5 protein-coding genes are annotated in these 4,516 nt (G+C 69.9%); all 5 read right to left on the reverse strand.

Features of this window, described 5'->3' with window-relative positions; translation table 11 throughout:
* Window positions 1-205 precede the first annotated feature (205 nt).
* Window positions 206-1,360, reverse strand: a complete 1,155-nt coding sequence (locus VFO68_RS14345) for a tyrosine-type recombinase/integrase (RefSeq protein WP_325158761.1) — start codon at window positions 1,358-1,360, stop codon at window positions 206-208.
* On the reverse strand, window positions 1,360-1,548 hold the full coding sequence (locus tag VFO68_RS14350) for a helix-turn-helix domain-containing protein (RefSeq protein WP_325158762.1): 189 nt from the start codon (window positions 1,546-1,548) through the stop codon (window positions 1,360-1,362). Before VFO68_RS14350 ends, VFO68_RS14345 begins: the two co-directional genes overlap by 1 nt.
* Before the next feature lie 15 nt (window positions 1,549-1,563).
* Window positions 1,564-3,189: a replication initiator gene (locus tag VFO68_RS14355; RefSeq protein ID WP_325158763.1), complete on the reverse strand. Its 1,626-nt coding sequence runs from the start codon at window positions 3,187-3,189 to the stop codon at window positions 1,564-1,566.
* Window positions 3,186-3,590 carry a hypothetical protein gene (locus VFO68_RS14360; protein WP_325158764.1) on the reverse strand — a complete coding sequence of 135 codons (405 nt, stop codon included), beginning with the start codon at window positions 3,588-3,590 and terminating at the stop codon, window positions 3,186-3,188. Before VFO68_RS14360 ends, VFO68_RS14355 begins: the two co-directional genes overlap by 4 nt.
* The coding region (locus VFO68_RS14365) for a type IV secretory system conjugative DNA transfer family protein (RefSeq protein ID WP_325158765.1) at window positions 3,587-4,516 on the reverse strand (930 nt) is incomplete at its 5' end. The genes VFO68_RS14360 and VFO68_RS14365, both read right to left, overlap by 4 nt.

Consider the following 4,516-nt stretch of genomic DNA (forward strand, 5'->3'; position numbering starts at 1 on the left):
ATGACTGATGACAACTGACCGACTTCACCAACTACCACCTGACACCTCGGTCAGCAGGCCAGCACGGGTTCGGCCAGCTAACGCCGCTGCCTGTCTCGCTTTTGCAAGGCAGGGGTTAGGGGTTCGATTCCCCTCGTCTCCACCCGCCTCGTTCCACGTGAAACCCCAGGTCAGCAGGGTAGCCTCACCGCCTGGGCCGATCACCTCAACTAGCCGCTTCACCCGCCGTGCCCCTCGCGTGCCCCTTGCCCTTCGCCCGCCGGGCCATGACGACGTTGCGGCTGATCGCCTCCCCGATCGCCTGGTCCCGCTCCCGCGATGCGTGCTGGTAGATCAACGCCGCCCGCATCGACGAGTGACCCATCCGCGACATCAGCTCCCTGGTCGACGCGCCGGCCCTCGCCGCCAGGTCGTTGCCGGTATGCCGCAGGTCATGGAAGTGCACGTCCGTCTTCGTGATCCCGCCCTTCACCAGCGCGGCCAGCCACACGTTCCGGAAGTTGTGCCGCCGCAGCTGACCACCCTTCGGCCCCACGAACACCACCGCATCCGGGCCGGCCCCGACGTATTCCTCCAGGTGAGCCATCACCTCCGGCCTGATCACCTTCGGTATCGACACCACCCGGACCCCGGCCGCACTCTTCGGCGCCTTGATCAACCGCCGGCCGCCCCGCAGCTCAGCCTGTGACCGGCTCACCGACACGTCCCCGGTGGTCATGTCCAGGTCCGCCCGGGTCAGCGCCGCGAGCTCCCCGAACCGCAGGCTCGTGAACGCCCCGAGCAGCACCAGCGTCCGGTACCGCGGCTTGATCGCCTCGGCGACCCTGAACACCTCGTCCACCGTGAGGGTCTTCCGCTCCGTCGACCCGTCATCGCCGGCCTTCGGGATCCGGCACGGGTTCCGCCGGATCAGCTGATCATCCACCGCCGTGTTGAGGATCGCCCGCAGCACTCGGTAGGCCTTCGCTCTGGTCGCCTGCCCGACCTCCTTGTCGACGAGCTGCTGCCGCCAGGCCCGCACCCGCGCGTCCTTGACATCACTCACCGCCAGGTCACCCAGGTAGGGGACAACGTGCAGGCGGAACGCGAACTCGTACCGCTCCCGCGTGGTCTCCGCCAGCGGCCTCTCTCGGATCCAGCTCGACCCGTACTCCGCGAGCGTCACCTTCCCCGCGTCCGGGTCGATCCATTCATCCCGGTTGATCTCGGCCTGCTGGTCTGCCAGCCAGGACGCGGCCGCCCGCTTGGTCTCGAACGTCTTCGGCGCCGGCCGGAGCAGCCCATCCGGGCCCGGGTACCGCGCCTGCCATCTGCCCGAGGGCAGTTGCCGAACTCTTCCCCACTCACGCCGGCCGCCCATCACGCAGCCCTCCGAGGTTCCACCCGGCCAGCCGCCGCGAACGCCTCCAGATCAGAGAGGCACAGCCGCACATGCCGCCCCACCTTGTGAAAGGCGATCCGCCGCTCCTCGATCAGGCGCCGCACGAACCGCACCGAGGTGTTCAGGTACTCGGCGGCTTCCTCGACGGTCAGATACTTGCTCCCCATCTCTTCCTCCCCAGGTCAGGCCGCGTTGGGCTGAGTTGCTGAAACATCGGGAGCTTGTGCGGCCAGCAGTGCCGCGTCGTACTCGGCCCGCCATCGGATCCGCTCCGCTATGGCGTGCATGACCAGGTGCGCCCGGGGTGGCACGTTCGGATCGCCGGGCTGGACCTTGAACCACACCAGCCGGGTCCGGTCCGGTTCCGGCTTCTCGATGCCGAGCGCCGCCAGGGCTTGCAGCACGAAGGCCTTCCGGTCCGCCCGATGATCGGCCAGGGTCTTGCCGGACCACTTGCGCGACACCAGCACCCGCCGGCCGGGCAGGCCGAGGGTGGTCCGCCGGTGTGCTCGGCTCTTGCAGGGCCCCGGCGTGGTCTTGCTGTTCGCGCCGACCGGCTGAATCCCGTAGAGCAGCCACACCGCACAGCGCGCCGAGCACGGCGTAACCGACAGCTCTTCGTGCAGCCGGTCATGATGCTGCCGTTGCCGATCGGTGCCGGCCTCGACCACTTCCCCGACGGTCTTGGTGAGGTATTTGGTCAGGTAGCCGATGTGCCGCCCGGCCTGGTCGGTGTCGCCGAGGATGCCCTTGGAGTGCACCTGGACTCCGAAGGTGGCGACGTGCGCCGGCTCCTCCACCTGGTCCACGGCTTCGTCCCACGCGGTGAGCGGCGCCCGGGTGTCCGGGTCCACGAAGTGCTCCCCGTCCCACACCGGTAGCCGGCCCTCGCCGTAGACCAGCTCGTCATGGTTGGGCCACCACACCTGCAGGTAGGTCGCCGCGGTCACCTGCCGCAACACCTCATGCGGGATCGACCCGCGCAACGCCGCGTGCAGATGCGGCGCCACCCGCTTCTGCGGCTCGACGGTGGCGAAGTACTGCACCTCCCACCCGACGCAACGGCGCAGGTTCTGCCACCACCGGTCCACCAGGGAGGCGAAGTGCACCGCATCCCGCGCCGCCCGCCGGTAGTCATAGGTCCCCGGATCCACCGGTGTCCCGTCATCGCGCACCCGCCCGTAGCTGTCACAGGTCAGCGTGATGAACATCGACGGCCGGAACCGCCCGGCGAACTCCCGCCCCAGCGTCCGGTTCTCTACTTTCCGCCGAGGCAGGTTCGGCGCGTCCTGCCGCCGCCTGGTCGACCGATTCGGCACCCGCTCTCCCGGCCCATCCGGACTGGGCAGCCGGCCCCGCATCCCGAGCGCCCGCAGCTCCTCATCCACGGAGCGGATCTCCTCGCGGAGCTCGTCCGCGTCTCCGGCCCGCTCCTCGGCCACGGCCAGCCGGTAGGCCGCCACCAGATCCGCCCGGAACTCCACCAGCGCCGTCTGCTCACCAGTGGGCGGCTCCGGGCTGAAGTCCGGCTCTGCGTTCAGGTGCCAACCCTCCCGACACTGCGCCATCCGCAGCGCCCGCGCCTTCCGCGCACACGGCCCACACTGGCTCTCCACAGTGGACCCGCAGGGCACCCCGACATACCGGAGTTCCCCGGTGTCGCGGTCGCCGACCTCCATGGTGAACGGCCGCACGCACACCCCGTGCTGCTCCGCCGTCGCGGTGATCACATCCAGCGCGAGGGGCTGACGCATCCGTTCCGCGCGGGTCTGCCCGGCCACATCCGCCGGCAGAGTGGGCGTCGTCATGCCGCCACCCCCAGCCCGGCCCAGCTGCGCAGGACGCCGAGCGCGACCCCGTGTTGCCCACCGGGTTGCAGATCGACCCCGAAGACGTCCGGGTCATACGTGACGCCGCCGTAGATCTCGACCGCCTCGTCGACCAACCGCCCGCAGACCGTGAGGTGCACCCGGCCGCCGTCCGGCACCCGCCACACCGTGACCGTCGGCAGGCCCAAGGTGTAGGCCCAGCCGAGCAGATCACCGGCCAGCTCCGCCAGGGTTCCCCCGCGCAAGTGCACAGTGATCGAGTCGCCGTCCAGGTAGCTGATCTCGGCCTGGATGCTGACGATCTCCCCGGCTGGCTCGGCCACCGCCAGGTGATCCCGGATCGCGCCCAACAGCCGGATCAGAGTGGTGTGCGTGTTCATGCCGCCGCACCGCCATCCGAGTCCCCACCCGCGACGGGCAACGCCACCACTTCCGCCGCTCGCGCCGGTAGGGTCACCCGTCCCATCAGGTAGGCGACGAGCTGCGCCAGGTCGTCATCAGTCACGTGGAACGCGCGGGCCCGCACCGGTTCGCGCCGGCCGTCCTCCTTGACCCACGCCACCCCTGGTGTGTTCTCGGAGATCTCGTGCGCGTTGGCGCCGCGCTGCCGGACTCCGTCGCCGAGCACCATGTCCACCTGCGCCGGCTCGTCCAGCCGCATCGCTACCCGGGTGGAGAACAGGTGCCGGAAGGAGATGATCTCCTTGCGCGGATCTTGGAGCAGGCCGAGCACGCACACCCCGGGCGCCCGGCCCTGCGACGTGATCGTCTGGATCGCCCGGGTCGCCCGCTCGCGCAGGGTCTTGTCGGGTTGGTAGGCGATCAGGTCGGCCAGCTCGTCGATCACGAGCAGGATGAACGGATCGCCGGTCTCCGGAGTCCACACCCGCCGCCGACCCCGATACGACTCCGCCCGCCGCTTCACTTCCTGGGCCAACCATTCGAGCTGGGACACCGCCAACGCCCCGTTGTCGAACACCACCCGGTCGAACACCTCCGGTGCGGCGCCGAGCTCCATCCCGCCCTTCGGGTCAATCCCGACCAGCTTCACCAGCCCGGCCCGGATCGCCGGAGCCAGCGCCCACGCGACCGACCACAGCAACGACCCTTTGCCGGCTCCGGACACGCCCACCGTCAGCACATGGGTACCCACCAGCTGGAGTCGCCACGGTTTGCCGGTCTCGGTCCGCCCGATCACCACCCGCCGCAGGTCCACCGCCGCCGGATCCTCGGCCAGCGCCGGAACCGGCACACGCCGCGCCAGCGGGTCATGGTGGATGAAGTCCAACTCCAACACGCCCGGCTT

The organism is Actinophytocola sp. (genome assembly GCF_035712165.1).
Lineage (GTDB): Bacteria > Actinomycetota > Actinomycetes > Mycobacteriales > Pseudonocardiaceae > DASYTH01.

What these genes read in the sequence shown, in the direction of transcription:
- VFO68_RS14345 (WP_325158761.1), bottom strand. Translation starts at nt 1,360, where the DNA reads ATGGGCGGCCGGCGTGAGTGGGGAAGAGTTCGGCAACTGCCCTCGGGC.
- VFO68_RS14350 (WP_325158762.1), bottom strand. Translation starts at nt 1,548, where the DNA reads ATGGGGAGCAAGTATCTGACCGTCGAGGAAGCCGCCGAGTACCTGAAC.
- VFO68_RS14355 (WP_325158763.1), bottom strand. Translation starts at nt 3,189, where the DNA reads ATGACGACGCCCACTCTGCCGGCGGATGTGGCCGGGCAGACCCGCGCG.
- VFO68_RS14360 (WP_325158764.1), bottom strand. Translation starts at nt 3,590, where the DNA reads ATGAACACGCACACCACTCTGATCCGGCTGTTGGGCGCGATCCGGGAT.